The organism is Sphingomonas sp., assembly GCF_017304635.1.
GTDB lineage: Bacteria > Pseudomonadota > Alphaproteobacteria > Sphingomonadales > Sphingomonadaceae > Sphingomonas.
Map to the genome: position 1 here is coordinate 342,805 of NZ_JAFKMA010000003.1, position 26,947 is coordinate 369,751.

At 68.5% G+C, this 26,947-nt stretch carries 23 protein-coding genes; 18 read left to right on the top strand and 5 right to left on the bottom strand.

Going from position 1 to position 26,947, the window contains the following annotated elements:
* Positions 1 to 18: 18 nt before the first annotated feature.
* From bla to J0I47_RS11310, 4 genes are all read left to right on the top strand, one after another.
* Positions 19 to 1,116 carry a class A beta-lactamase gene (gene bla, locus J0I47_RS11295; RefSeq protein WP_294047096.1) on the top strand — a complete coding sequence of 366 codons (1,098 nt, stop codon included), beginning with the start codon at positions 19 to 21 and terminating at the stop codon, positions 1,114 to 1,116.
* Between the two features lie 130 nt (positions 1,117 to 1,246).
* On the top strand, positions 1,247 to 2,728 hold the full coding sequence (locus J0I47_RS11300; protein ID WP_294047097.1) for a hypothetical protein: 1,482 nt from the start codon (positions 1,247 to 1,249) through the stop codon (positions 2,726 to 2,728).
* Positions 2,729 to 2,779: 51 nt separating this feature from the next.
* On the top strand, positions 2,780 to 5,563 hold the full coding sequence (polA, locus tag J0I47_RS11305; RefSeq protein ID WP_294047098.1) for a DNA polymerase I: 2,784 nt from the start codon (positions 2,780 to 2,782) through the stop codon (positions 5,561 to 5,563).
* 240 nt (positions 5,564 to 5,803) lie between these two features.
* The gene (locus J0I47_RS11310) at positions 5,804 to 7,207 is read left to right on the top strand and encodes an oligosaccharide flippase family protein (protein WP_294047195.1); all 1,404 of its coding nucleotides are present in this window, start codon (positions 5,804 to 5,806) and stop codon (positions 7,205 to 7,207) included.
* 115 nt (positions 7,208 to 7,322) lie between these two features.
* Here J0I47_RS11310 and J0I47_RS11315 read toward each other — a convergent pair whose 3' ends face one another.
* On the bottom strand, positions 7,323 to 7,958 hold the full coding sequence (locus tag J0I47_RS11315; RefSeq protein WP_294047099.1) for an ankyrin repeat domain-containing protein: 636 nt from the start codon (positions 7,956 to 7,958) through the stop codon (positions 7,323 to 7,325).
* A gap of 78 nt (positions 7,959 to 8,036) precedes the next feature.
* On the opposite strand from J0I47_RS11315, the gene J0I47_RS11320 reads away from it, so the two are divergent.
* From J0I47_RS11320 to J0I47_RS11330, 3 genes are read left to right on the top strand one after another with little or no spacing between them, the layout of a single operon-like run.
* Entirely contained in the window at positions 8,037 to 8,615 is a 579-nt protein-coding gene (locus J0I47_RS11320; RefSeq protein ID WP_294047100.1) for an SCO family protein, read from the top strand.
* Positions 8,603 to 9,046: a YcgN family cysteine cluster protein gene (locus J0I47_RS11325; protein ID WP_294047196.1), complete on the top strand. Its 444-nt coding sequence runs from the start codon at positions 8,603 to 8,605 to the stop codon at positions 9,044 to 9,046. The genes J0I47_RS11320 and J0I47_RS11325 overlap by 13 nt, the downstream gene beginning before the upstream one ends.
* A gap of 50 nt (positions 9,047 to 9,096) precedes the next feature.
* Positions 9,097 to 9,825, top strand: a complete 729-nt coding sequence (locus tag J0I47_RS11330; protein WP_294047197.1) for a SprT family zinc-dependent metalloprotease — start codon at positions 9,097 to 9,099, stop codon at positions 9,823 to 9,825.
* Between the two features lie 118 nt (positions 9,826 to 9,943).
* On the opposite strand, the gene J0I47_RS11335 is transcribed toward J0I47_RS11330, so the two are convergent.
* Complete coding sequence (locus tag J0I47_RS11335; protein ID WP_294047101.1) at positions 9,944 to 12,088, bottom strand: transglycosylase domain-containing protein; 2,145 nt, start codon at positions 12,086 to 12,088, stop codon at positions 9,944 to 9,946.
* A gap of 244 nt (positions 12,089 to 12,332) precedes the next feature.
* A complete protein-coding gene (gene msrB, locus J0I47_RS11340; RefSeq protein WP_294047102.1) occupies positions 12,333 to 12,725 on the bottom strand; it encodes a peptide-methionine (R)-S-oxide reductase MsrB in 393 nt (130 codons plus the stop codon).
* A 127-nt stretch (positions 12,726 to 12,852) separates the two neighbouring features.
* On the opposite strand from msrB, the gene gltX reads away from it, so the two are divergent.
* From gltX to ribH, 8 genes are all read left to right on the top strand, one after another.
* Entirely contained in the window at positions 12,853 to 14,175 is a 1,323-nt protein-coding gene (gltX, locus tag J0I47_RS11345; RefSeq protein ID WP_294047103.1) for a glutamate--tRNA ligase, read from the top strand.
* Between the two features lie 80 nt (positions 14,176 to 14,255).
* Positions 14,256 to 14,924: an energy transducer TonB gene (locus J0I47_RS11350; protein ID WP_294047104.1), complete on the top strand. Its 669-nt coding sequence runs from the start codon at positions 14,256 to 14,258 to the stop codon at positions 14,922 to 14,924.
* A 126-nt stretch (positions 14,925 to 15,050) separates the two neighbouring features.
* The gene (locus J0I47_RS11355; protein WP_294047105.1) at positions 15,051 to 15,398 is read left to right on the top strand and encodes a hypothetical protein; all 348 of its coding nucleotides are present in this window, start codon (positions 15,051 to 15,053) and stop codon (positions 15,396 to 15,398) included.
* A 35-nt stretch (positions 15,399 to 15,433) separates the two neighbouring features.
* Positions 15,434 to 16,501, top strand: coding sequence for a bifunctional diaminohydroxyphosphoribosylaminopyrimidine deaminase/5-amino-6-(5-phosphoribosylamino)uracil reductase RibD (ribD, locus tag J0I47_RS11360; RefSeq protein ID WP_294047198.1), 1,068 nt, complete (start codon positions 15,434 to 15,436; stop codon positions 16,499 to 16,501).
* 6 nt (positions 16,502 to 16,507) lie between these two features.
* Positions 16,508 to 17,116 carry a riboflavin synthase gene (locus tag J0I47_RS11365; RefSeq protein WP_294047106.1) on the top strand — a complete coding sequence of 203 codons (609 nt, stop codon included), beginning with the start codon at positions 16,508 to 16,510 and terminating at the stop codon, positions 17,114 to 17,116.
* A gap of 236 nt (positions 17,117 to 17,352) precedes the next feature.
* Complete coding sequence (gene ribB / locus J0I47_RS11370) at positions 17,353 to 18,630, top strand: 3,4-dihydroxy-2-butanone-4-phosphate synthase (protein WP_294047107.1); 1,278 nt, start codon at positions 17,353 to 17,355, stop codon at positions 18,628 to 18,630.
* On the top strand, positions 18,630 to 19,139 hold the full coding sequence (locus J0I47_RS11375) for a hypothetical protein (protein ID WP_294047108.1): 510 nt from the start codon (positions 18,630 to 18,632) through the stop codon (positions 19,137 to 19,139). The genes ribB and J0I47_RS11375 overlap by 1 nt, the downstream gene beginning before the upstream one ends.
* A gap of 1 nt (position 19,140) precedes the next feature.
* Positions 19,141 to 19,560: a 6,7-dimethyl-8-ribityllumazine synthase gene (gene ribH / locus J0I47_RS11380; protein WP_294047109.1), complete on the top strand. Its 420-nt coding sequence runs from the start codon at positions 19,141 to 19,143 to the stop codon at positions 19,558 to 19,560.
* On the opposite strand, the gene J0I47_RS11385 is transcribed toward ribH, so the two are convergent.
* A complete protein-coding gene (locus J0I47_RS11385) occupies positions 19,541 to 20,185 on the bottom strand; it encodes a TMEM175 family protein (RefSeq protein ID WP_294047110.1) in 645 nt (214 codons plus the stop codon). The genes ribH and J0I47_RS11385 overlap by 20 nt on opposite strands.
* A 93-nt stretch (positions 20,186 to 20,278) precedes the next feature.
* Here J0I47_RS11385 and acs point away from each other — a divergent pair, with 93 nt between their 5' ends.
* The 3 genes from acs to J0I47_RS11400 all read left to right on the top strand — a co-directional run bounded on the left by acs (position 20,279) and on the right by J0I47_RS11400 (position 25,556).
* Positions 20,279 to 22,216 carry an acetate--CoA ligase gene (gene acs / locus J0I47_RS11390; RefSeq protein ID WP_294047111.1) on the top strand — a complete coding sequence of 646 codons (1,938 nt, stop codon included), beginning with the start codon at positions 20,279 to 20,281 and terminating at the stop codon, positions 22,214 to 22,216.
* A gap of 102 nt (positions 22,217 to 22,318) precedes the next feature.
* Entirely contained in the window at positions 22,319 to 24,403 is a 2,085-nt protein-coding gene (locus J0I47_RS11395) for a M13 family metallopeptidase (RefSeq protein ID WP_294047112.1), read from the top strand.
* A gap of 184 nt (positions 24,404 to 24,587) precedes the next feature.
* A complete protein-coding gene (locus J0I47_RS11400; RefSeq protein WP_294047113.1) occupies positions 24,588 to 25,556 on the top strand; it encodes an NADPH:quinone oxidoreductase family protein in 969 nt (322 codons plus the stop codon).
* 36 nt (positions 25,557 to 25,592) lie between these two features.
* Here the strand turns inward: J0I47_RS11400 and gor are convergent, their stop codons facing one another.
* Positions 25,593 to 26,945: a glutathione-disulfide reductase gene (gor, locus tag J0I47_RS11405; protein WP_294047114.1), complete on the bottom strand. Its 1,353-nt coding sequence runs from the start codon at positions 26,943 to 26,945 to the stop codon at positions 25,593 to 25,595.
* Positions 26,946 to 26,947 lie beyond the last annotated feature (2 nt).

The window sequence follows — 26,947 nt, forward strand, 5'->3', positions numbered from 1 at the left end:
GCGTTGGGGCGGGGGCCGATGAGCGACCGAGTGACTCGATACAAGATGGCGATGGGCGGGATGGTCGGGCTGGCGCTCGCCGCCTGTTCCTCCGACAGCCGCGTGCATATCGCGCAGGCGCCGCCGCCCGCACCCGTCGTGTTCGCGCGCCCGCAGGAAGTCGTCCAGCCGTTGCCGCCGCGCCGCGTCGCCCCGCCCGAGGCCCTGGTCGCGATCGTCCAGTCGCTGACGCGCGATTTCGGCGGCAAAGTCGGCGTCGCGGTGCAGAGCATCGACGACGGCTGGACCGCCGCCTCCAACGGCGACATCAAGCTGCCGCAGCAGAGCGTGTCGAAGCTGTGGGTGGCGATGACCGTACTCGATCAGGTCGACCAGGGGCGGCTGACGCTCAACGACCCGATCACGGTCAAGAAGGAAGACCTCACGCTGTTCCACCAGCCGATCGCGGCGCTGGTGAAGGATCAGGGGTACCAGACCACCGTCGGCGACCTGTTGCAGCGTGCGCTGACGCAGAGCGACAACACCGCCAACGACCGCCTGCTCCAACTGGTCGGCGGGCCGAGCGTGGTGCGCGCGTTCCTGCTCCGCAAACAGATCGTCGACATCCGCTTCGGCCCCGGCGAACGCGCGTTGCAGAGCCTGACCGCGGGCATGGACTGGCGCCCCGAATATTCGCGCGGGCGGGCGTTCGAGATGGCGCGGTCGCGCATCCCGGCCTCGACCCGGATGGACGCGTTCGACCGCTACATCGCCGATCCGCCCGACGGCGCCGCCCCGACCGCGATCTGCACGGCGCTGGCGCGGCTGAAGCTCGGCCAGATCCTGTCGCCGACCTCGACCGCCTACCTGATCGGGACGATGGAATCGTCGCATACCGGCCGCCAGCGGATGCGCGGCGCGGTACCGCCGGGTTGGACGTTCGGACACAAGACCGGGACTGGCCAGAATTTCAGCGGGCGTACCGCCGGTTATAACGATGTCGGCTTCCTGATCTCGCCGAGCGGCAAGGCCTATTCGATCGCGGTCATGATCGGCGATACCGACAAGACCATCCCCGAGCGGCAGCAGCTGATGCAGGCGGTCGTGCTGGCCGTGGTGACCAACCGGCCGATCTGAGCGCGTTGATGTAAATCGATTGCCAAGCCACGCCGGCGCCGCCATGGCCGCGCCGGATGGAAGCCGTGCCCCCGACTCCCACCTGTTCGCGTGCCCAGAATCGCCCCCGCCCTCGCCGCCGGAGCGTGTCGTGATCGCCGGCGCGCGCGCGATCCGCGATGCCGTGGCGCAGCCGCGCGGCTGGCGCGTTGCGATGGTCGCACTGATGGTCGCGGCACTGATCGTGCGGCTCCATTATATCGGCGATCCGCTGATCGATTCCGACGAGCAATTCTACCTGCTGGTCGGCGACCGCATGTGGCATGGCGCCGTGCCCTATATGGACATCTGGGATCGCAAGCCGGTCGGCCTGTTCCTGCTCTACGCCGCGATCCGGCTGCTCGGCGGCGACGGCATCGTCCAGTACCAGCTGGTCGCGACCGCATTCGCCGGCGCGACTGCGGTGGTGATCGCGATCCTGGCGCGGCGGATCGCACCGCCCTGGACGGCGATCGTGGTCGGCTTGCTGTACCTGCTGTCGCTCAACCTGAGCGGCGGTCCCGGCGGCCAGGCGCCGGTCTTCTACAATCTGCCGGTCGCGGTCGCCGCCTGGATCGCGGTGCGCACGCTCGACGGCGCGCCCGAGCGGATCGTCCGGCGTGGCGCGGTCGCGATGCTGCTGGTCGGCATCGCGCTGCAGATCAAATATTCGGTGCTGGTCGAGGGCATCTATTTCGGGCTGGCGTTCAGCTGGATGGCGTGGCGGGCGAAGCTGCCGATGCCGCGTCTGGCGGTCGCGATGACGCTATGGGTCGTCGCTGCGCTCGCCCCGACCGCGTTGGCCTTCGCCTGGTACGCCGCGATCGGCCATGCCGGCGATTTCGTGTTCGCCAACTTCACGTCGATCGGCGATCGCGGCCAGTATCGGCACGAGCTCGGGGAACTGGGCAAGATCGGCCCGCGCATGCTGCCGTTCCTGCTGCCGATCGCATTGTCATTGACGCGACGGCCGTGGCGCGGCGCGACGAGCGGAGCCGCCTGGCTGCTGCTGGCCGGCTGGGGGCTGACCGCGACATTGAGCTTCGCGGGCTTCGGCTCCTACTTCAACCATTATGCCCTGCCGCTGCTGGTGCCGTTCGCGGTGCTGGCGGCGGTGGGGTTCGCGGTCGACCGCGCCGGCCCGATCCTGGCGGTCGTGGCGGTCACGGCGCTGGTCGCGGTCAACACCAAGGAAAGCACCGAATACGGGTCCTATTTCGGCGACGCTGCCTATGCCGCCCGCGTCACCGCCGCGATCGACGCCAATCTGCATGGCGGCACCCTCTACGTCTATTTCGGCGATCCGATCTATTACCAGCTCACCCAATCGCCGCTGCCGTCGCGCTGGGCGTTCCCCTACCACCTGAGCCTGACGCGCGAGCAGCCGGCGCTGGGCGTCGATGCCATGGCGGAGCTGAAGCGCGTGCTCGACAGTCGGCCGGCCGTCATTCTCGACCGCACGCTGTACGACGACAATCGCGATCCGCAGGCCGATGCGTTGCTGTTCGCCCATCTCCACCGCGACTACCGCCTGGCCGGCACGTTTCCCCTGCGGGAGGACGGCACGCGGGTCTGGGCGTTGCGGCGCGACTGACGCACGCCCGGGCTATGCCCGCTGCTCCGGCTGCGCTATCCCATCGCTCCCATGCCCCATCTCTACCTCGTCGACGGCTCGGGCTATATCTTCCGCGCCTATCACCGCCTGCCGCCGCTGACCAACAAGCATGGCGAGCCGGTCGGTGCGGTCTATGGCTACACGACCATGCTGTGGAAGCTCGCAGACGAGCTGCACAAGGCCGACGGCCCGACCCACATGGCGGTGATCCTCGACAAGTCGAGCCACACCTTCCGCAACGACCTGTACGACCAGTACAAGGCGCATCGCCCGCCCCCGCCCGAGGACCTGGTCCCGCAATTCCCGATGATCCGCGACGCGACCCGCGCCTTTTCGCTGCCGTGCATCGAGGAGGAGGGGCTGGAGGCCGACGACATCATCGCCTGCTACACCCAGGCCGCGCTGGCGCAGGGCTGGTCGGTGACGATCGTCAGTTCCGACAAGGACCTGATGCAGCTGATGACCGACCCGTCGGTCGACATGTATGACACGATGAACAACCGACGGCTCGGTCCGGATTACGTGCGCGAGAAGTTCGGGGTCGGGCCGGAGCGGCTGGGCGACGTGCTCGCGCTGATGGGCGACAGCGTCGACAACGTGCCGGGCGTGACCGGGGTGGGCCCGAAGACCGCGTCGAAGCTCATCAACGAGCATGGCGACTTGGAGGCCGTGCTCGCCGCCGCGCCCGCAATGAAGCCGGGCAAGCTGCGCGACAACCTGATCGACCAGGCCGACAATGCGCGGCTGTCGAAGGTGCTGGTGACGCTGAAATGCGACGCGAACCTGCCCGAGCCGCTCGAGGATCTGGGGCTACAGGGCATTCCCGACGCGCCGCTCCGCGCATTCCTCGAGCATCACGGCTTCAAGTCGCTGCTCGCCAAGCTGTCGGCGGTGGCCGACACGCCGGTCGCGGAGCCGACTCACGGCCTGATCGGCGTACCGGAGGAGGAAGATTCGCCGTGCGACCATGATGGCTACGAGACCGTGGTGGACGAGGCGGCGCTCGATCGCTGGATCACGGTGGCGCGGCATCAGGGCTGGGTCGCGATCGATACCGAGACGACGGGCGTCGATGCGACGCGCGCGGAGCTGGTCGGCGTGTCGATGGCGCTGCACCCCAACCTCGCCTGCTACGTGCCCCTCGGGCACGGCGGCAGCGACATGTTCGCGGAGAAGCCGATCCAGCTCAACCGCACGGTCGCGCTGACGAAGCTGAAGGCGCTGTTGGAAGACCCGAGCGTCCTCAAGATCGGCCATAACCTCAAATACGACCTGATCGTCCTGAGCCGCGCCGGCGAGAGCGTGGGCGGGATCGACGTCGCGCCATACGACGACACCATTCTGATGAGCTTCGACCTCGACGCCGGGCTGCACGGCCATGGCATGGACGAGCTCGCCGCGACGCATCTGTCGCACAGCTGCATCGCGTACAAGGACGTGGTCGGCACGGGCAAGAAGCAGCTCGGCTTCCACGAGGTCGATCTGCGCGCGGCGACGCGCTACGCGGCGGAGGACGCCGACGTGACGCTGCGGCTGTGGCGCCGGTTCAAGCCGCGCCTGCCGTCGGAAGCGGCGACGCGCGTCTACGAAATGGTCGACCGTCCGCTCCCCGCCGTGATCGCGCGGATGGAGCGGCACGGGATCAAGGTTGACCAAGCGGTACTTCACCGTTTGTCGACCGACTTCGCGCAGCAGATCGGCGCGCTGGAGACCGTGATCCACGGCCTCGCCGGCGGCCCGTTCACGATCGGCAGCCCCAAGCAATTGGGCGACGTGCTGTTCGAGCGGATGGGGATCAAGGGCGGACGCAAGGGCAAGTCGGGCGTCTATTCGACCGACGTCAACGAGATGACGCGGATCGCCGCCGACAAGGATTCGCCGGGCGCGGAGATCGCCGCCCGCGTGCTCGACTGGCGCGAGCTGACCAAGCTCAAGAACACCTATACCGACGCGTTGCAGGAACAGATCAACCCGGCGACCGGCCGCGTCCATACCAGCTACAGCCTGACCGGCGCGCAGACCGGGCGCCTGTCCTCGACCGACCCGAACCTCCAGAACATCCCGATCCGCACCGAGATCGGCCGCCAGATCCGCGACGCATTCGTGGCGGAACCGGGCAACGTCATCCTGGCGGCGGACTATTCGCAGATCGAGCTGCGCCTCGCCGCGCACATGGCCGACGTGCCGGCGCTGAAAGCGGCGTTCGCGAACGGCGACGACATCCACGCGCTGACCGCCGAGGAACTGTTCGGCGAGGTCAACCGCGACACGCGCGGGCGGGCGAAGACGATCAACTTCGCGATCCTCTACGGCATTTCGCGCTGGGGGCTGGCCGGCCGGCTCGACGTCACGCCGGACGAGGCGCAGGCGATGATCGACCGCTATTTCGAGCGATTCCCAGGCATCCGCAACTATATCGCGGGCACGATCGGCCAGGTCCGCGAACGCGGCTATACCGAGACGCTGTTGGGGCGGAAGACGCACTTCCCGCGGATCAAGTCGAACGTCCAGCATGAGCGCCAGGGTGCCGAACGCGCCGCGATCAACGCCCCGATCCAGGGCACCAGCGCCGATATCATCAAGCGCGCGATGACGCGGATGGAACCCGCGCTGGCGGCGGCCGGGCTGACGGGCACGCGCATGCTCCTCCAAGTCCATGACGAACTGGTGTTCGAAGTGCCGGAGGGCGAGGTCGAGGCGGCGAAACCGGTGATCGAACGCGTGATGGCGACGGCGAGCGAGCCGGCCGTGCCGTTGAGCGTGCCGTTGGCGGTCGAGATCGGCGTTGGATCAAGCTGGGGTGCGGCACACTAACGTGGCACGAACGCCGTCAATCTCACTCCGTCACCCTGAACTTGTTTCAGGGTCCACCGTGCGACAAGCGGCGCGATCGCTTGTTGCCCGATGGATGCTGAAACGAGTTCAGCATGACGGTGCTGGATGGGACGCCCGATCTTGACCGACGCCGGGGCGACGACATCGCAGGAAATCGGCACGCTCGCCAAGGGCGGGCGGACCAATATCGGCGGGTTCGCGATCCGGTTGATCGCGCGGATGCCGTTCCTGTTCATCGCAGCGCGGCTGTACGGTCCCGACGCGGTCGGGCGCTACGCGATCGCGGTGGTGGTGGTGGAGGCGGCGGCGCTGGTCGCGACGCTGGGGCTCAAGCGCGGCCTCGCGCTGGCGCTGGCGGAAAGCGACGACGAGACGCGGACGACGTGGGACGCGCTGTTGCTGACGACGATCATCGGCGCGATCGTCGCCGGGTTCCTGTGCGCGATGCCGCGGATCATGTATCCCGACGGGGTGGTCGACGGGTTCGACCGCTGGTTCGCGTGGGTCGTGCTGCCGATCGCACTGTCCGACGTGGCGCTGGCGGCGCTGGCATATCGGCTAAACGTCAAGGCATCGGTGACCGCGCGCGCGATCGTCGAGCCGTGGACGATCTCCGCCGCCGTCCTGCTTTATTATTTCGTCGCGCGCGACGACGGGCTGACGCTCGCCTACACCACCGCGATCGGTGCGGCCTTGATCGCCTCGCTGATCCCGCTGATCCGCAGCTACGGCGCGCCGCGGGGCTGGCGCCCGCATCCGGGCCGAGTCGCGACGCTTGCCCGCCGCAACGCGCCGCTGGCGGGAGCGGAGACGATCGAATGGGGCACGCGCAACGTCGACCGCTTCATCCTCGCCTATCTGTTCGAACCGCGGATCGTCGGCATCTATTACATGGCGCAGCAGATCTCGTCGGTGCCGCAGAAGCTGAAGTCGAGCTTCGACCCGATCCTGGGCCCGGTCATCACCCACAGCCTGGCGCGCGACGACCGCGCTGCGATCGCGCAGCAGGTCCGCCAGGTCGGGTTCTGGATCATGTCTGCCCAGGCGATCGTCGCGCTGATGGGGTCGATCCCGGGCGAGGCGGTGATGGGGCTGCTCGGGCCGCAGTTCGTCGCGGGCACCGCCGCGCTCGCCTTCCTGCTATGGGGCGAGGTGATGGCGACGCAGGGCGCGGTGAGCGAGGCGGCTTTGGTCTACATGGCGCGGCACCTGAACCTCGTGATCTCGTTCGTGATGCTGCTGGTGCAGATCGCATTGAGCTTCGTGCTGATCGCGGTGATGGCGCGGCTCGGCTGGCCGGCGACATGGCAGGCGGCGGGGCCGGCGGTGGCGCTGCTGCTGTCGCTGACCGCGACCTCGCTCATCAAGGCGGGGGTGTTGCGGCGGTTGCTCAAGGCGCCGGTGCTGGCGTGGCGCGGATCGTTCTTCGCCGCGGTCGGCGCCGGGGCGGCGGTGGGGACGATCTTCACCCTGCCCCCGCACCAGTTCGAGTGGGTCGAACTGGTGTTCGGCGAGCCGGCGCTGGTCGGCGCGTTCCTGTTCGTGGTGTGGCGCTGGGCGTTCAAGCCCGAGGACCGCGCGCTGTTCGAGAAGCTCCCCGGCGCACAAGCAGCGGCGGCCTGATGGGTAAGTGAGTCCGTCGTTGCGAGGAACGACGCGACGCGGCGATCCACGATGACGCGTGTGCTGCCATGGATCGCTTCGCGACGCTCGCGCTGACGACGACGGACGGCTCGCGCTACCGCAGCGTCGGTCCCGACACTCCGCGCTGCGGCTTCTTCGGCAGGGCGGCGAACAGCTTGGCGAGCCCCGGATGCCGGGTGTCCTGCTCGGCATAGGTGCGCGCCGACTTGCCCAGCGCATAATCGCGCCGGTCCGGATCGGCACCGGCGTCGAGCAGGGTGCGCACCATGTCCTCGTTGTGGAGCAGCACCGCCTTGATGAGCGGCGTCTGGCCGCCGTCGCCGGCGACATTGACGTTGACCTTCGCGCCGCCGGTCGACCCGCTTTCCTTCACCAGCACGTCGACCAGATCGGTATAGCCGTGATTGACCGCGACCAGCAGCGGGGTGTCGCCGTTGCGATCCTTGAGATTGGGATCGGCCTGCCGCGCCAGCAGGTAGCGCAGGTAGCGCAGCGCGCGATCGTCGTCGTTCTTGACGACGATGTGCAGCGCGCTTTCGCCGGTGGTCGGATCCTGCGTGTCGATGATCCGCGAGCCGGGCTTGGCCAGGATCTTCTCGACCTCGTCGGGCTTGTCGTCGCGCACCGCCTGGAGGAACTGGTAGCTCGGCGAGCCGGTGATCTGCGCCGCGGCGGGCGAGGCCGCGAGCAATGTCAGCGCGAGGGCGGCGGGACGGAACGATAGCGGCATGACGACGGACCCGTGATTGTGCGGTGCGATGGCGCGACCTTGCGAAGTGCCACCTAAAAGATCAAGGCTGGCGCCACGATGAACCCGCGTCTCCTGTCGCTTTTGCTGCTGCTCCCCGCCGCCTGCGTGCCGACGCCGGAGACGCCGCCGCCGCTCGCCGGCAGCACGATCGGCGGGTCGTTCGCGCTGACCGACGGTGCCGGACGCACCGTCACCGACAAGAGCCTGGGGCCGCGCTGGCGCATCATGTATTTCGGCTACACGTCGTGCCCCGACGTCTGTCCGACCACCGCGCAGGTGATCGGCGCGGCCATGCGCCGGCTCGACACGGAGGACGCGGCGGTGGCGGCGAAGGTCGTGCCGGTGTTCGTGACGGTCGACCCGCAGCGCGACACGCCGGCCGTCGCGCAGAAGTTCGCGCAGACCTTCTACCCGCGCTTCGTCGGGCTGAGCGGATCGCCCAAGGCGGTTGCCGCCGCCGCCAAGGCGTATGGCGTCTATTGGTCGAAGGGTGAGACGACGCCGGGCGGCGGCTATCTGGTACAGCACACCAACGCCGCCTATCTGATGGATCCCGACAACAAGCCGATCGCCCTGTTGCCCACCGACCAGGGCGCGGAGGCGACCGCGGACGAGATCAAACGCTGGGTCAAGTGACGAATAGGTTCTGGGAAACGAAGACGCTGGCCGAACTCGATCGCGGCCAGTGGGAGGCGTTGTGCGACGGCTGCGGCAAATGCTGCCTGCACAAGCTGGAGGATGACGAGACCGGCGAACTGTACCCGACCAACGTCGCGTGCAAATTGCTCGATCGCCGGTCGGCACAGTGCCGCGACTATAAGAACCGGCGCAGCTACGTGCCCGATTGCGTGCGGCTCGACATCGGCAACGTGTTCACGACCGAGTGGCTGCCCTCGACCTGCGCATACCGGCTGCGCGCGAACGGCGAGCCGCTGCCCGACTGGCATTATCTGGTGTGCGGCGACCGCGAGGCGGTGCACCGCGCGGGGGAGTCGACGCGCGGCTGGACGGTCAGCGAGGACGATGCCGGCGACCTGGAATTCCACATGGTCGACCGCACGCTGTGACCGGCGCGCCGGGGGAGATCGAGATCGTCCGCCATGCGCAGGCGCGGCGGATGCGGCTGTCGGTCGATCCGGCGAGCGGGCGGGTCCGCCTGACCCTGCCGCCGCGCGCCTCGCTCAAACGCGCGATGGCCTGGGCGGAGGAACATCGCGACTGGATCGCGGCGCAATGCGAACGATTGCCACGGGCGCGACCGTTCGTGCCCGGCGCGACGATCCCGATCGCGGGCGAGGAGGTGGTGATCGACTGGGAGGCGGGGCGACCTCGAACTATTACTTTCGCCCCACCCCGGCGAAGGCCGGGGTCCAGCATCGAGCCGCCCGCAACTGGGCCCCGGCCTTCGCCGGGGTGGGATGAAGAAGAGGCACGACTCCTCTGCGGTGGCCCGCTCGAAGGGCTCGCCCGCCGCATCGAAACCTGGCTCAAGCGCCACGCGCTCGCGGTCCTGACGCAGGAAACCGCCGAGTACGCCGCGAAGGCCGGAGTCACGATCGCGCGCGTGTCGGTCGCCGATGCGAAGGCGCGCTGGGGCAGTTGCGCATCGTCGGGCGCGATCCGCTACAATTGGCGGCTGATCTGCGCCCCGCCTGATGTCCGCCGCGCGACCGTCGCGCACGAAGTCGCGCACCGGCTGGAGATGAACCACTCGCCAGCCTTCTACGCCCACCTCCGCCGGCTCTACGGCGCCGATCCCGCCCCGGCGCGGGCGTGGCTCAAGCGCCACGGGGCGGAGTTGCATTGGATCGGGGCGGCAGGGAATTCGAGCGAGGACGTTGTCTAGCCTGCTCCCTGCAACCTAACTCGCGCTCCCGCGCAGGCGAGAGCACGGCTTGGCTCGGCTGGGCCGTTCGCCTTCGACTCGGGCAGCCAGTCCGCCCACGAACGCCCAGCCGGCGATCCTACGGCCCGGATGGCCGCCGCTCCTGGACGTCGCGGGGGCGGTCGGCGGGGGTCGCGCGGTCGGACGGGGTGCGCGACGGCGCGCGTCCGTCATTCCCGGTCACGCGGTCGAGCCAGCGCCGGTCGAGCCGCTGGTCGCGCGGCGGCGTTGCGGTGTCGTCGGGCGCGGTCTGCGGCTGCTCGTCCTCGCTCGCCGGCGGACGGCCCACGTCGCTGCTGCCCATGCGGCCGTCGTCGGGCGCGATCTGGTCGGGCGGAATCGGGTTGCCGTCGGGATCGACCATCATCGTCCCGTTGTCGGGCTCGCCGAAGCCCTGCTCGTTGTCGAGTTGCAGGTCGGGCAGCGTCACCGCGGTGTCGAACTGCTCGACCGGGCGGCCCTGCACCGCGACGCTCATATACGCGGCGAAGGCGCGCGCCGGCGCGGTGCCGCCGTGCAGCCCGGGGATCGCCTTCGCATCGTCGCGGCCCATCCACACGCCGGTGGTGATCCCCGACGAGAAACCGAGGAACCAGCCGTCCTTGTTCGACGTGGTCGTGCCGGTCTTGCCCGCGACCGGGCGACCGATCTGCGCCGCGCGGCCGGTGCCGGTGTTGACCGCGGTCTGCAACAGGTCGGTCATCTCCTGCGCGACATAGGGCGCGACGAGCACGTGGCTGGTGTCGACCTGGTGCTGGTAGATCGTCTCGCCCATCGAGGTGACCTTGGTGATGCCGTACGGCGTCACCGCCACGCCCTTGTTGTACACGCTGGCGAAGGCGCGGGTCATGTCGATCAGGCGGACGTCGTTGGTGCCCAGCACCATCGACGGCACCACCTGGATCGGGGTCGTGATGCCGAACCGCCGCGCCATGTCGGCGATGGTCGAGAAGCCTACCTCCTGCCCCAGCTTTGCCGCCACCGTGTTGATCGAATAGGCGAAGGCGGTGCGCAGCTGCATCGCGCCCGAATTGTGCCGCGAATCGTTGCGCGGGCTCCACCCGTCGATCGTGATCGGCTCGTCGACGACCTGGTCGTCGGGCTTGTGCCCGGCCTCCAGCGCGGCGAGGTACACGAACAGCTTGAACGCCGAACCCGGCTGGCGCAGCGCCGTCACCGCGCGGTTGTAGTTCGAGGTCACGTAATCCTTGCCGCCGACCATCGCGCGAACGGCGCCGTCACGATCAAGGCTTAGCAGCGCGCCCTGCGCCCCGTTCGGCGCATTGGCGGCGATAGCCGCGTCGGCCGCCTTCTGCATGCGGATGTCGATCGTCGTCCACACCTCCAGCGGGCGGGTCGGCTCGTCGATCAATGTCTCGAGCTGTGGCAGCGCCCAGTCGGTGAAATAGCGCACGCTGTTCTGGGTCGGCTCCGGCGCCAGCTTGACCGCGTGGGGGTCGGCGCTCGCCGCTTCAGCCGCGCTGATCTTGCCGGTCTCCTTCATCAGGCCGATCACGACGCCGGCGCGGCTGACCGCGGCCTCGGCATCGGCGGTCGGCGAATAATGCGACGGCGCCTTGACCAGGCCGGCGATGATCGCCGCCTCCGACAAGGTCAGGTGATCGGCGCCGTGGCCGAAGAATTTGCGCGCCGCCGCGTCGATGCCGTAGGCGCCGCCGCCGAAATAGACCTTGTTGAGGTACAGTTCGAGGATCTGGTCCTTGCTGAACTTGCGTTCGAGCGCGAGCGCGATGATGCCCTCACGGAATTTACGGCCGTACGAGCGGTTGAGCGTCAGGAAGACGTTGCGCGCGAGCTGCTGCGTGATCGTCGACACCGCGCGGACGCGGCCATGGCCCGACAGGCTGGAGGTGACGCCGCGCACCACGCCGATCGGATCGACGCCGGGGTGGCTGTAGAAGCGCCGGTCCTCGGCGGCGACCATCGCGTCCTTCATCACTTGCGGGATGCGGTCGATCGGCAGCCATTCGCCATAGCTCGGCCCGAGATTGACGATCGGCGTGCCGTCCGCCGCCAGCACGCGGATCATCTGGCCGTTGGGCGACGACTTGAGCTCGTCGAAGCTCGGCAATTGCGAGCGCGTGACGTAGATCGCGATGACGAAGGCGAGCAGCCCGAGCACCGCGGCGACGCCGGTGATCTTCAGGCTCAGGACGAGCCAGCGGCGCCACTTCGGGACGATCTTGGGCGACGCGGTGGCCATTCGTGGGGCGGGGGAATACCGGGTTAGGGGAGTGTCGACAAGCGGCGGTTGGCCGGAGCGGCGTCACTGAGCGACCATGGCTGAAGCGCGGATGAATGGGAGCGGGTCGTTCCAGCCCCCGACACGTGCTCCTGCGGAAGCAGGAGCCCAGAGCCGCGAACGCGGCGCTTCGTTACCCTGGGTTCCTGCTTTCGCAGGAACACGGAAGAAGCAAACGACCCGCCTCCGAATTGCCGCGATCAAATCAGCGCGCGCGGAAGTCCAGGCTGACCGAGTTCATGCAATAGCGCAACCCGGTCGGCGGCGGGCCGTCGGGGAAGACGTGGCCGAGATGGCTGTCGCAGCGCGCGCACCGCGTTTCGGTGCGAGTCATGCCGTGGCTGGTGTCGGTATGGTTGGTGACGTGATCCTCGGCGATCGGCTGGGTGAAGCTGGGCCAGCCCGACCCCGAATCATATTTGTCCGCGCTGTCGAACAGATCGAGGTCGCACGCCGCGCAGGCATAGATGCCGTCCGCCTTGTTGTCGGTGTACAGCCCCGAAAAGGCGCGTTCGGTGCCGGCCTCGCGCAGAACGTGATATTGCTCGGGGGTCAGGCGCTTGCGCCACTCGGACTCGGACAGGGAAAGGTGTTCCATCGCGATCCGAAATCGGGGCCTGCGGGGCCGGCGTCAAGCGGCTTGTGACTGATGCTGGTCAGGATCGTTTCGGGGGTCCGACCCACACCGCTTGGCGCAGCCACCCGGCCTCGCGTAAGGGCGGGGCATGACCGTCACGCGTTTCGCGCCCAGCCCGACCGGCACGCTCCATGTGGGCAATATCCGCACCGCCCTGCTCAACTGGCTGTTCGCGCGCGGCGCCGGCGGGCGCTTCGTGCTGCGGATCGACGATACCGACCGCGAGCGCAGCGAGGAACGATATGTGGACGCGATCCGCGCCGACCTCGCCTGGCTCGGCCTGACCCCCGATGCCGAAGTGCGCCAGTCGGAGCGGTTCGCGCTGTACGAGGCGCGGTTCGCCGAATTGCGCGCGGCGGGCCGGGTCTATCCGGCGTACGAGACCGCGCAGGAGCTCGACCTCAAGCGCAAGATCCAGCTCGGGCGCGGCCTGCCCCCGATCTACGACCGTGCCGCGCTGGCGCTCAGCGAGGCCGATCGCGCGACGCTGGCGGCGGACGGCGTGCAGCCGCACTGGCGCTTCAAGCTCGATCCGGGCGCGATCGCATGGGACGACCTGATTCGCGGCCCCCAGCATTTCGACGCGGCGACGATGAGCGATCCGGTGATCCGCCGCGCCGACGGGTCGTGGCTCTACATGCTGCCCTCGGTCATCGACGATATCGACCTCGGCATCAGCCATGTCGTGCGCGGCGAGGACCACGTCTCGAACACCGCCGTGCAGATGCAGATGTTCGACGCGCTGGGCGCGACGCCGCCGCGCTTCGCGCACGCCGCCTTGCTCACCGGCAGCGAGGGGAAATTGTCGAAGCGGCTCGGCTCGCTCGGCGTCGATCATTTCCGCGAGGCAGGCATCGAGCCGCCGGCGATCGCCGCCCTGCTTGCGCGGATCGGCACGTCGCAGCCGGTCGAGCCGTTCGCCGACCCCGCCCCCCTGATCGCCGCGTTCGACTTCGCCGCGTTCGGTCGCGCGCCGGCGCGGTTCGACGAAGCGGAGCTCGCCCAGCTCAACGCGCGGATCGTGCACCAACTCGACCATGACGTGGTCGCGGCGCGCTTGCCGGCCGGCATGGACCGCGCGGCATGGGACGCGATCCGGCCCAACCTCGCGACGGTCGCCGATGCCGCCGACTGGTGGCACGTGGTCGAAGGACCGATCGAGGCGACGCCCGACCCCGAGGATCGCGACTTCCTGACCGCCGCGCATCGCCTGGCCGGCACGATCGAATGGGCGGACGATCCCTGGCACGCGCTGACCGCCGCTTTGAAGGCGGAGACGGGGCGCAAGGGCAAGCCGCTGTTCCTGCCGTTGCGCCGCGCGCTGACCGGGCGCGACCACGGCCCCGACATGGCCGCCCTCCTCCCGCTGATCGGCCGCGAGCGCACGCTGGCGCGCCTAGCGGTGAACTGACCGCTTAGCGCTTGTACATCATTATGTAACGTTGTATCATCTCCGAAGCGGCGAGACAGCCGCAATCTAGGAGATGGCCGATGTACGCAGATCGCTACGCCACCGGTCCGACGATCAAGCCCGGCAGCATGGCCCTGGCGCTCGCCGCCACCGCGCTGCCGCTGGTCGCGATGGTCGTCGGGTTGCAGATCAAACAGGGCATCCGGATCGACAAGCCCGTCACGACCATCGACGTGCGCCAGCCGCCGCCCCCGCCGCCGGATCCCATTCAACCCAAGCCGCAGCCCCGCACCCAGCAGCCGCCGACCGAGAAGGTCTTCGTGCCGACGCCGATTCAGCTTCCGAGCGACAACAAGACAGCCACGACGCTCGACCCACCCAAATTGCCGCCGACCGAGAATCCGCCCGTCGTCGGCACCGGTTCGGCGCCAGCGGTCGAGCCGGTCAAGCTCGCCCCCGTCCTGGTCGGCGCGGAGGTCGACCCGCGCTATGCCGGGCTGCTCCAGCCGCCCTATCCGAGCGAGGAGCAGCGCGCGGGCCGGAGCGGGCGAGTCACGCTGCGCGTGCTGATCGGTACCGACGGCCGCGTCCACCAGGTCGAGCGCGTGTCGGCGACCACCGACGCCTTCTTCGCCGCCGCCCAGCGCCAAGCACTGGCCAAGTGGCGGTTCAGGCCCGCGACTCGCGACGGCGTCGCGATCGAGCAATGGAAGACGATGAGCCTGCGGTTCGAACTTCAGGATGAGTAGGGGCCGCTCCCCTTTCCATTCGTCACCCCGGCACGAGGCCGGGGTGACGGCCTGTTTGTCGTAACGGGCGCCCTTCGACCAAAGCCACTGGCACTCCCCCGGCCCCGCGCCTATCTTGAGGCGACCATGGATTATCTTCGCCGCCTCAACCCGTTGCGCGCGCTCGGCGATCTGCGACGCTTCCTCGCGCAGCGCGGCAAACACGAGATCATCTTCCTCTTCGCGTCGTTCGCGATCTGCTACGCGCTGCTGGCGACGTTCGTCTGGGGCACGACGGTCGAGAAGCCGTGGGTGCGCCCCGACATCATCTACGTCCAGTCGTGGCGCGCCGACCGCAGCGAGGCCGAGATCCTGGCGCAGCAGAAGATCGACCTGGCGCAGAAGCAGAAGGACGACGCCGAACAGGCCAGGTTCGCGGCCGAGAAGCGCGCCGGGTACAAGAAGCTGAAAGACAAATTGTCGCCTTGGCTCTGAGCGGCGCGGCGGTTCCGGGCGACGACGCGCGCTGGATGGGCGCCGCGCTGGCGCTGGCCGAGCGCGGTCGCGGGCGGACGGCGCCCAACCCCACTGTCGGCTGCGTGATCGTGCAGCCTGCCCCCGCGAAGGCGGGGGGTTGCGTCGTCGGGCGCGGCTGGACCCAGCCGGGCGGGCGCCCGCATGCCGAGGCGATGGCGCTGGCCCAGGCCGGCGACGCGGCGCGCGGCGCCACCGTCTACACCACGCTCGAACCCTGCGCGCATGCCAGCGAGCGCGGGCCGGCGTGCAGCGACCTGCTGGTCGCCGCCGGCGTCGCGCGGGTGGTCGCGGCGATCGCCGATCCCGATCCGCGCACCGACGGGCGCGGGCATCAGCGGCTGCGCGACGCCGGGATCGCGGTGGAGATCGGGGTCGGCGCGGATGCGGCCCAGCGATCGATGGCCGGGTTCCTGACCCGGCGCGCGGCAGGGCGGCCGTTCGTCACGCTGAAGCTCGCGACCTCGCTCGACGGCTGTATCGCCAGGGCGGACGGCGAGTCGAAGTGGATCACCGGCGTGGCCGCACGCGCGCATGCCCATATCGAGCGCGCACGGCACGAGGCGATCCTGGTCGGGCGCGGGACGGTCGAGGCGGACGCGCCGACGCTCGACGTGCGGATCGCCGGGCTGGCGGATCGCAGCCCGCGGCGGCTGGTTCTTTCCACGCGTCCCGCGCACGATTTTAGCCGTCACCCCCGCGAAAGCGGGGGCCCATCTCCCGCCCCGTCCAGTTCGCGGCACGGTGAGGCGATGGGTCCCCGCTTTCGCGGGGATGACGAAAGTTGGGAAACGATCCCCTCCCCCCACGCCATTGCCGCCCTCGATCGCGTCGATCACCTCCTCGTCGAAGGCGGCGCACAGACCGCCGCCGCCTTCCTCGCCGCCGACCTGGTCGATCGCCTGCTCCTCTACCGCGCGCCGATCGTGATCGGGGGCGGGCGGCCGGCGATCGGCGATATCGGGCTCGGCGCGCTGGGCGAGGCGCACGGGCGCTGGCGGTTGCGCGACCGGCGGATGTTGGGCATCGACAGCGTCGAGGAATACGAGCGGGTCAGGAACTAGCACGCGATGTTCACCGGGATCATCACCGACATCGGCACGATCGAGGCAATCGAGCAGCGCGGCGACCTGCGCATCCGCATCGCCACCGGCTACGACACCGCGACGATCGACCTGGGCGCGTCGATCGCCTGTTCGGGGGTGTGCCTGACGGTGATCGACACCGGGCCGGGCTGGTTCGCGGTCGACGTGTCGGGCGAAAGCGTCGCGCGCACCGCGCAGGGGCAGTGGAACCAGGGCCGCCGCCTCAACCTGGAACGCGCGATGAAGCTGGGCGACGAGCTCGGCGGGCATATCGTGACCGGCCATGTCGACGGCATCGCCGAGGTGGTCGATGTCGCTACGGTCGGCGACTCGCGCACGATCACCTTCCGCCTTGCCCGCGACCTCGCGCCGTTCGTCGCGGCCAAGGGATCGGTGACGGTCGACGGCGTGTCGCTGACGGTCAACACGGTCGCCGACGGCGCGGACGGGATGCGCTTCACGATCAACCTGATCCCGCACACCCAGGCGGTGACGACGCTCGGCACGCTGGCGGTCGGGCAGGCGGTCAATATCGAGATCGACGTGCTGGCGCGCTATCTCGGCCGGATGCGCGCGGTGCTGGAGGCGCGGTAGCGCGCGGGCTGGCAATGTAGGATTGGCCCTGCCACGCTCGCCGGGCTCTTTCTCATCGTCGCCACCCGCATCCAGCGCCGGTCGGTATCAGGCCGTCGCCGATCACATCGCAACACGCGCTCTCAGCCACCTCGATCCCGCCACCCCCGTCAAGTTTGTCAAGTTTGGCGCCACGACTGCGCCGCGATGTGCATTTGCGGTCGACATCTCACATTACAATGTGATATCGAGTCGCAATGAGCATTCTCCTGATCGATCGCATCCGCGATCTCGTCTCGTCGGGCGGCATGTCCCGCTCCGGTCTCGCCCGCGCCGCCGGGCTGCACGCCAATTCGCTCCGCAGCCTCGACGAGGCCGAGTGGAACCCCACCGCCGAGACGCTCAAGAAGCTCGAATCCTATCTCGACCAGCGTGAGAAACGCCCCGCGCTGGTGCCGATCGAGGAGATCATCGAGGAAGCGCGCAACGGCCGCATGTTCATCCTGGTCGACGACGAGGACCGCGAGAATGAGGGCGACCTGGTCATCCCCGCGCAGATGGCGACCCCCGACGCGATCAACTTCATGGCGCGCCACGGCCGCGGCCTGATCTGCCTCGCGATGACGAAGGCCCGGATCGACGGTCTCGGGCTCGAACTGATGAGCCGCAACAACGGCACCCGGCACGAGACCGCCTTTACCGTCTCGATCGAGGCGCGCGAGGGCGTCACCACCGGCATCTCCGCGCACGACCGCGCGCGCACCGTCTCGATCGCGATCGATGCCGGCAAGGGCCGCGAAGACATCGTGACCCCGGGCCACGTCTTCCCGCTGGTCGCGCGCGACGGCGGCGTGCTGGTCCGCGCCGGGCATACCGAGGCGGCGGTCGACGTCAGCCGCCTCGCCGGGCTCAACCCTTCGGGCGTGATCTGCGAGATCATGCGCGACGACGGCACGATGGCGCGGATGGACGACCTGATCGCGTTCGCCGACACGCATCGGCTGAAGATCGGCACGATCCGCGACCTGATCGCGTATCGCCGCCAGCACGACCATCTGGTCGAGCGCCGCGCGGAGGCGCGCTTCGCCAGCCGCTGGGGCGGCGACTGGACCGCGCGCACCTATTACAACAAGGCGACCGGCACCGAACAGATCGCTTTGGTCAAGGGCCTGATCGATCCCGCCAAGCCGACCCTGGTCCGCATGCACGCGATGAACGTGTTCGCCGACATGTTCGGCGAGGGCGGCCCGCGCGGGCGGCTGCTCGAACGCTCGATGGAACTGATCGGCGAGGCGGGCGCCGGCGTCGTCGTCCTGCTGTCCCCGGCCGGCGCCGGCGGGTTCAGCCAGGCGCTGGAACGCAAGGCGGGCGGCCCGGCCGGCGACGAACTGCGCGACTATGGCGTCGGCGCGCAGATCCTGACCGAGCTCGGGGTCGAGGACATGATCCTGCTGACCAACACCCACCACACGCTGGTCGCGCTCGACGGCTACGGCCTGTCGATCGTCGGCGAGCGGCGGATCGATCCCGCCTGATGCGCACGCTGGCGCACGAACTGGCCGCGCCGAAATATGCGCATATCGAGCGCGAGCGGCGCTGGCTGGTGGTACGCGACCGGCGCCCGGTGCTCGATGGCCTGCCGTGCCTGCGGGTCGAGGATCGTTATCTCACCGACACGCGAATGCGGTTGCGGCGGATGACCGACCTTTACTCGGGCGAGGTGACGGTCAAGCTGACCAAGAAATACGACGCGGCCGATCCGCTCGCGCGGCCGATCGTCACCACGTACCTGACGCCGGTCGAATACGACTTGCTCGCCGGCCTGCCAGCCGCGACGTTGCGCAAGCGGCGCTACACCTGCGACGGCTATAGCATGGACGTGTTCGAGGACGCGCTGGCCGGCCTCGATCTGGTCGAGATCGAGGCGACGAACGACGCGGCGCTGGCAGCGATCGCAGCACTCGACTGGGCGGGGCGCGACGTCAGCCATGATCCACGCTACCAGGGCGGCTCGCTCGTCGCGAACGGCATACCGGAGGAATGACATGGCACGCATATTGATCGTCGAGGCGCGGTTCTACGATCACCTCAACGACATGCTGGTCGCCGGCGCGCGCGCGGCGATCGCGGCGGCGGGGCACGAGCACGACACGGTGACCGTGCCCGGCGCGCTCGAAGTGCCGGGGGCGATCGCGCTGGCGGTCGAGAGCGGTCGCTACGACGCCTATGTCGCGCTCGGCGTCGTGATCCGCGGCGAGACCTATCATTTCGAGATCGTCGCCAACGAAAGCGCGCGCGGCGTGATGGCGCTGACGATGGACGGCATCGCGATCGGCAACGGCATCCTGACCACCGAGGACGAGGCCCAGGCGATCGTCCGGGCCGATCCGGCGCAGCTCGACAAGGGCGGCGGCGCGGCGAAGGCGGCGCTGGCGATGCTGGCGCTCAGGCAGCGGCTCGGTTGAGCCGCTTGGTCAGCAGCAGCCACGCGCCGAAGCTGGCCAGCGCCGGTTGCGCGCCCCACGGCACGAACCAGCCGACCACCGCGCCGCTCAGCGCCATCAGCACCACCGCCTGACCGCGCGCCCGGATCATCGCGCCGCGCTCGGCGGCGACTTGCGCGTCGGCGACCGGCGGCGCGGTCGCGATGCTGTTGACCCACAGGTTGCACAGCCCGGTCAGCGCCAGCCAGCCGCAATAGACGATCGTCGGCACGCGATTGCCCGCATTCTCGCTGAGGAACGCGGTGAAGAACGGCATCGCCGCGACCGTGAACAGCAGGCAGATGTTCGGGAACACCAGCCGCGGCGACCAGCGCCGCGCACAGTCGAACGCGCGATGATGCCCCGCCCAGAACTGCGCGATCACGAAGAACGAGATGATGAACCCGATGAAGTTGGGCGTCAGTTGCAGCAGCGCATTGACATAGGCGGCGTCGGGTAGCCCGCGTTTCAACGACGGCGCGTGGATTTCGATCACCAGCAGCGTGATCGAGATCGCGAACACCGCGTCGGAAAAGAAAACCAGCCTTTCCAATGCGTGCGCCGGTGCGCCGTGATGCATCGGCAAGTCGTCGTGCGCGTCGTTCATGCGATCCCCCTGATGTCGCATGGTGGCACGACCGCACGGCGCTTGCCAAGCGCCCGTCCTCGGCTCCAATAGGGCCGATCGAGGGAGAGCGGCATGTCCGAGCAGAGCGTCTATCCGGTGCCGTCCGATTGGGCCAAGCGCGCAAAGCTGGACGAAGCCGGATACGAGAAGCTCTATGGCCGCAGCCTGGCCGATCCCGGCACCTTCTGGCTCGAACAGGCGAAACGGCTCGACTGGATCAAGCGCCCGCACATCGCCGGCGACTGGTCGTTCGACAAGGCCGATTTCCATATCAAATGGTTCGCCGACGGCGTGCTCAACGTGTCTGCCAACTGCCTCGACCGGCACCTGGCGAAGAACGGCGATGCGGTCGCGATCCTCTGGGAGCCCGACGCGCCTGACGAGGAACCACGGCGCATCACCTATCGCCAGCTCCATGCCGAGGTCTGCCGCTTCGCCAACGCGCTGAGGGATCGCGGCGTCGCGAAGGGCGACCGCGTCACCATCTACCTGCCGATGATCCCCGAAGCGGCGGTCGCGTTGCTGGCGTGTGCGCGGATCGGGGCGGTCCATTCGGTCGTGTTCGGCGGCTTCTCGCCCGAAGCACTGGCCGGACGGATCGAGGATTGCAGCTCGACCATCGTCATCACCGCCGACGAAGGGCGGCGCGGCGGGCGCAAGGTGCCGCTGAAGGCCAATGTCGATGCCGCGCGCAAGCTGGCGCCGGGGCTCGCGCAGGTGATCGTGGTCAGGGCTACCGGCGGCGACGTCGCGATGGGCGACGGCGACCATTGGTATCACGATTTGACCGCCGCCGCTGCGCCCGACTGCAAGCCCGAGCCGATGGCGGCCGAGGACCCGCTCTTCATCCTCTACACCAGCGGATCGACCGGCAAGCCGAAGGGCGTGCTGCATACGTCGGGCGGCTATCTCGTCTGGGTCAGCCTCAGCCACGAGCTGACCTTCGATTACCGCCCCGGCCAGGTCCATTGGTGCGCCGCCGATATCGGCTGGGTGACCGGGCACAGCTATATCCTCTACGGCCCGCTGTCGAACGGCGGCACCAGCCTGATGTTCGAGGGCGTGCCCAACTGGCCCGACGCCAGCCGCATCTGGCAGGTGTGCGACCGCCACCAGGTCGAGATCCTCTACACCGCCCCCACCGCTCTCCGCGCGCTGATGAAGGAAGGCGACCAGTACGTCGCCGCGACCAGCCGCCAGTCGCTCAAGCTGCTCGGCACGGTCGGCGAGCCGATCAACCCGGAGGCGTGGCGCTGGTACCATGACGTCATCGGCGAGGGGCGCTGCCCGATCGTCGATACGTGGTGGCAGACCGAGACCGGCGGGCACATGATAACTCCGCTGCCCGGCGCGACCGCGCTCAAGCCCGGCAGCGCGACGCTCCCCTTCCCCGGCGTCGACCCGCAGATCGTCGATGCCGAGGGTAATGTGCTGGCGGGGCCGGCCGAGGGCAACCTCGTCATCGCGCGGAGCTGGCCCGGCCAGATGCGCACCGTCTGGGGCGATCACGACCGCTTCTTCCAGACCTATTTCACGACCTACAAGGGCAAGTATTTCACCGGCGACGGCTGCCGGCGCGACGAGGACGGTTATTACTGGATCACCGGCCGGGTCGACGACGTCATCAACGTGAGCGGCCATCGCATGGGCACCGCAGAGGTCGAGAGCGCGCTGGTCCTGCACGCGACGGTGGCGGAAGCCGCGGTGGTCGGCTTCCCGCACGACATCAAGGGTCAGGGCATCTACGCCTATGTCACGCTGAACGCCGGCGAGGAGCCGAGCGATGCGCTCCGCAAGGACTTGGTCGCCTGGGTGCGGAGCGAGATCGGTCCGATCGCCTCACCCGACGCGATCCAGTTCGCGCCGGCTTTGCCCAAGACCCGCTCCGGCAAGATCATGCGCCGCATCCTGCGCAAGATCGCGGAGGGCGACGTGTCGAGCCTGGGCGACACCTCGACCCTTGCCGATCCGGCGGTGGTCGACGACCTGATCGCCAACCGCGTAGGCTGACGCATCCACGCGCCACCCCCGATTTTTTCCCGCGATCGGCGATTGCACCGCCTGTCACAGGGCGCTATAGCCGAGCAACACACATAGGGTGGGGAGTTATCGATGGTTTCCAATCTGTTGGCGCGCCTGTCGCTCGGCGTCGCCGTCATCGCCTTGACCGTTCCCGTTGCCGCAGCCAGCGCCGCGACCAAGTCCGCCGTCAAGGCGAACGCAAAGCCGGCGAGCACCGCGGGCAAGCCGCGCTACGGCACCGTCGGCCTCGACGTCGCCGGCCAGGACAAGTCGGTCAAGCCGGGCGACGATTTCTGGACCTACGCCAACGGCGTCTGGAGCAAGAACACCCCGATCCCCGCCGACAAGACGCGCGTCGGGCCGTTCGCGACGCTGCGCGACGAGTCAGAGGATAACGTCCGCAAGATCCTGGACGACATGGCCGCCAACCCCGCCAAATACGGCGCGACCGGCCAGCAGGTCGGCGACTTCTACGCCAGCTGGATGGACCAGGCCGGGATCGAGGCACGCGGCACCGCGCCGCTGCAGCCTTATCTCGCCAAGATCGCCGCAGTGCAGAACCCGGGCGACCTCCAGGTGCTGTTCGCCAGCGTCGGCTATGCCTCGCCGGTCGAGGTCGGGATCATCCCCAATCTCGCCGATCCGACGCATTACACTGGCGTCGTCAGCCAGGGCGGGCTCGGCATGCCGCGCGATTACTATCTGAACCAGGGCGCGAAGTACGACACCGTCCGCAAGGCGTATCGCGCCTATATCCAGCAGATCCAGGAAATGGCCGGCATCGCCAATGCGAGCGCCAAGGCCGACGCGATCTTCGCGCTCGAGACCGAGATGGCGAAGGAGCAATGGTCGCCCGAGCAGAGCCGCGACATCGCCAAGCTGAACGACCCCGAGAGCGTCGCCGGGCTGAAGGCGAAGGCGCCCGAGTTCGACTGGCCGCTGATGCTGAAGACCGCCGGGATCGATTCGGCGCCGACCGTCATCATGGCGAACAACACCGCGGTCACCGCGCTCGGCAAGACGTTCGCCGCGACCCCGTTGCAGACGTGGAAGGACTATCTCGCCTATCGCTTCGTCAGCGACCATGCGAGCTACCTGCCCAAGCGCTTCGACGACGCGCAGTTCGCCTTTTACGGCCAGACGCTGCAAGGCCAGCCGGCGCAGCGCGAGCGCTGGCGGCGGGGCGTGTCGATGACCAACGGCGCCCTGGGCGAGGCGGTCGGCCAGATCTACGTCGCGCGGTATTATCCGCCGACGGCGCAGGCCAAGATGTCGGAGCTGATCGAGGACCTGCGCGGTGCCTATCGCGACCGCATCTCCGCCTCGACCTGGATGGACGACGCGACCCGCAAGGCGGCGCTGGCGAAGCTCGCCGCGTTCGATCCGCGCGTCGGGCATCCGGTCAAGTATATCGACTATTCGAGCATGAAGGTGGTCCGCGGCGACCTGCTCGGCAACGTGATGCGCTCGGGCGATTTCCAGCACGAGCTGGAACTGTCGCGCTTCCCGAAGCCGGTCGATCGTACTTTGTGGGGCATGTTCCCGCAGACGGTGAACGCCTATTACAGCCCGTTCACCAACCAGATCACCTTCCCCGCCGCGATCCTGCAACCGCCGTTCTTCGACATGAACGCGGATGCGGCGGTCAATTACGGCGCGATCGGCGCGATCATCGGCCACGAAATGGGTCATGGCTTCGACGATCAGGGCAGCCAGTTCGGCCCCGCCGGCAAATTCGAGAATTGGTGGACGCCGGAAGCGCGCAAGGCATTCGAGACGCGCACCGCGGCGCTGGCGGCGCAATATAGCGCGTTCGAGCCGGTGGCCGGCACGCACATCAACGGCAAGCTGACGCTGGGGGAAAATATCGGCGACCTGGGCGGAATCGAAGCTGCCTATGCCGCCTATCAGAAGTATCAGGAGAAGCACGGCAAGGCGCCGGTGATCGACGGCCTGACCGGCGATCAGCGCTTCTTCCTGGCCTATGCTCAGGCGTGGCGCGCCAAGATTCGCGACGACGCCGCGCGCGCGCAGATGCTGACCGACCCGCACAGCCCGGACTTCTTCCGCGCGAACGGCGTGGTCCGCAACGTCAACGCCTGGTACGCCGCGTTCAACGTCCAGCCGGGCGACAAACTGTACCTAGCGCCCGACCAGCGCGTGCATATCTGGTAAGAAACGGACGGCCCGGGTTTGCGCAAGCAAACCCGGAACTCGCCACGGGCAGCCACGAAAGTACTTTCGTGGGAAAGCCCATATCGGGCGGCGGGCTAGCGTAGCAGGCTCGTCCGACGACGTGATGCCTCACGATTGACCCGCGGACGTTGACCCGGCGTCACCTCTCAGACACCAAGCGCCGATGCGCGCGCTGACTGTCTCCGCCTTGCTCCCCGATTTCGCCGGCTGCGCGCTGTCCGATGTCCCCGATCCGGCCACCGCCCCCGGCCAGATCCTGATCCGCGTGCATGCGGCGGCTCTCAACTATCCCGATCTGCTGATGAGCGAGGGCAAATACCAGCTCAAACCGGCCTTGCCGTTCGTGCTTGGCATGGAAGTGGCGGGCGACGTCGTCGCGGCCGACGCCGATAGCGGCTTCCGCGCGGGCGATGCGGTGGTCGCAGGCACGCGGGTCGGTGGTTTCGCCGACCTGGTAGCGGTCGATGCCGCGCAGGTGCGCCACATCCCGGCGGGCATCGACTTCGCGACCGCGGCGAGCGTCGGCGCGGCCTATTCCACCGCCTATGTCGGCCTGGTCCGGCTCGCTCGCGTTCAACCCGGCGAATGGGTGCTGGTCCATGGCGCGAGTGGCGGCGTCGGGCTCGCCGCGCTCGACCTGGCGACGGCGCTCGGCTGCCGCACGATCGCGACTTCGCGCAGCCCGGACAAGCTCGCCGTCCTTACGCGCGACTACGCTCCCGATGCGACGCTCCCCGCGACGAGCTTCCGCGAGGCGGTGAAGGACCTGACCGGCGGCGGCGCGGACGTGGTGTTCGACCCGGTCGGTGGCGACGTGTTCGACGAAAGCACGCGCAGCATCGCGTTCGGCGGGCGCCTGCTGGTGGTCGGCTTCACCTCGGGCCGGATCGCGACCGTCGCGACCAACATCCCGCTCATCAAGGGCTTCGCGGTAATGGGATTACGCGCCGGCGAATATGTCCGCCGCTTTCCGGACAAGGGCCGCGAGAATGCGGACGCGATCTGGGCCATGCTCGCCACCGGCCGCCTCCACCCCCGCATCGACCGCCGCTACAAGCTGACCGACTGGCGCGCAGCCTTCGAGGCGATGCGCGACAGCCGCATGGTCGGGAAGATCGTGCTGGAACCGTGACCGTCACGTCGCCCCGGCGAACGCTGGGGCCGCAAGTCATTTCATGAGAACGAGCTCTTCCGCCATCGTCGGGTGCAGCGCTACGGTCGCGTCGAAATCGTCCTTGGTCAGCCCGGCCTTCACCGCAACCGCCGCCGCCTGAAGGATCTCCGCGACTTCCGGCCCGATCATGTGGATGCCCAGGATCTTGTTCGTCGTCTCGTCGCAGATCATCTTGTAGAGCGCGCGTTCGTTGCGGCCGGCCAGCACGTTCTTCATCGGGCGGAAGTCGCTGAGATAGACCTTCACCGACCCGTATTTCGATTTCGCCTGGCTTTCGGTCAGGCCGACGCCCGCCATCTGCGGATGGCTGAACACCGCGGCGGGAATGCAGTGATAATCGACCCGCGTCGGCTTGCCGCCGAATACGGTGTCGGCGAACGCCTGCCCCTCGCGAATCGCCACGGGAGTCAGCTGCACGCGATCGGTGACGTCGCCGACCGCGTAGATGCTGGGCACGGTCGAGCGATTATCGTCGTCGACCTTGATCGCGCCGCGCTCGTTGAGCTCGACCCCGGCGGCGTCGAGCCCTAGATTCTCGGTATTGGGCACGCGGCCGGTCGCGAACATCACGCAATCGACCTCGACCGGCTCGTGGTTCGACATCGACACCTTCAGGCTGCCGTCGGCCTGCTGCTCGATGCCGGCGAACTTCGCATGGAAGCGGAAGTCGATGCCCTTCATCATCGATATCTGGAGCAACCGGTCGCGGACCGATTCGTCGTAACCACGCAGGATCTGGTCGGTGCGGTTGATGAGCGTGACCTTCGCGCCGAACTCGTGGAAGATGCCGGCGAACTCGTTGGCGATATAGCCCGCGCCGGCGATCAGTATGCGCTTCGGGATTGCGTCGAGATGGAACGCCTCGTTCGAAGTGATGCCGTATTCGTGGCCGGGGCAGGTCGGAATGTGCGGGCGCGCGCCAGTCGCGACCAGGATATACTTGGCGGTGACCTCGCGCCCCGACGCCAGCCGGATGGCGTTGGGTCCGGCGATCTCGGCGCGTTCGTGGATGATCTCGACGCCGTGATTATCGAGCGTCGCGGTGTATGCCTTGTTGATCCGGTCGACTTCCTCGAAGACATTGGCGGTCAGCGTCTTCCAGTCGAAGTCGCAATCGGGGACGTTCCAGCCGAACCGCTTGGCATCCTGCAGATCCTCGGCGAAATGCGCACCGTAGACGAGCAGCTTCTTGGGCACGCAGCCGCGAATCACGCAGGTGCCGCCGACGCGATATTCCTCCGCCACCGCCACCTTCGCGCCATGCGCGGCCGCCACCCGCGACGCCCGCGTGCCGCCGGAGCCCGCGCCGATGACGAACAGGTCGTAGTCGTGAGTGGCGTCGGTCATCA